Source organism: Mycobacterium talmoniae (assembly GCF_001854525.1).
Classification (GTDB): Bacteria; Actinomycetota; Actinomycetes; order Mycobacteriales; family Mycobacteriaceae; genus Mycobacterium; species Mycobacterium talmoniae.
This window is the reverse complement of the sequence record NZ_MLQM01000367.1, coordinates 1-703: the sequence shown is the minus strand read 5'-3', so window position 1 is coordinate 703 and position 703 is coordinate 1. Positions and strand designations below refer to the sequence as shown.

Sequence of the window (703 nt, the reverse complement as noted above, 5' to 3'; positions counted from 1 at the left end):
GGGTCCGCGGGTGCCGTTGGTGCCGGAGACGTGGGAGGGGGAGTCGTAGCTGAGGGAACTTGTGGTGGGGTTTTGTGGACTATTTGGTGATCGAGTTGGAAGGGGTTAAGTGATGAGTTTGTTGGATGCGCATATTCCGCAGTTGGTGGCGTCGGAGTCGGCGTTTGGGGCTAAGGCGGCGTTGATGCGCTCGACGATGGGTCAGGCTGAGCAGTCGGCGTTGGCGGCGCAGGCGTTTCATGTCGGGGAGTCCTCGGCGGCGTTTCAAGGCGCGCATGCCCGGTTTGTGGCGGTGGCGGCGAAGGTGAATGCGTTGTTGGATATCGCGCAGGCCAATTTGGGTGATGCCGGTGGCACGTATGTGGCGACCGATGCGGCGGCGGCCAGTACGTACACGGGATTCTGAAAGGTTTTGTGATGTCGCAGATTATGTACAACTACCCGGCGATGTTGTCGCATGCCGGGGATATGTCGGGGTATGCGGGCACGTTGCAGGCGGTGGGTGCCGATATTGCTAGTGAGCAGGCGGCGTTGTCGTCGGCGTGGCAGGGCGATACCGGGATGACGTATCAGGCGTGGCAGGCGCAGTGGAATCAGGCGATGGAGGAGTTGGTGCGCGCGTATGCGGCGATGGCGGGCACCCATGAGTCCAACACGTTGGCCATGCTTGCTCGGGATAACGCCGAAGCCGCCAAATGGGGCT

The 703-nt window shown here is 61.7% G+C and carries 2 protein-coding genes; both read left to right on the top strand.

Going from position 1 to position 703, the window contains the following annotated elements:
- Positions 1-112 precede the first annotated feature (112 nt).
- Positions 113-406, top strand: coding sequence for a type VII secretion protein EsxS (locus BKN37_RS27405; RefSeq protein ID WP_071030452.1), 294 nt, complete (start codon positions 113-115; stop codon positions 404-406).
- An 11-nt stretch (positions 407-417) separates the two neighbouring features.
- A partial coding sequence (locus BKN37_RS27400; protein ID WP_071030450.1) for a WXG100 family type VII secretion target occupies positions 418-703 on the top strand: 286 nt, incomplete at its 3' end.

Coding starts and splice junctions, on each gene's coding strand:
- BKN37_RS27405 (WP_071030452.1), top strand. CDS start 113: ATGAGTTTGTTGGATGCGCATATTCCGCAGTTGGTGGCGTCGGAGTCG.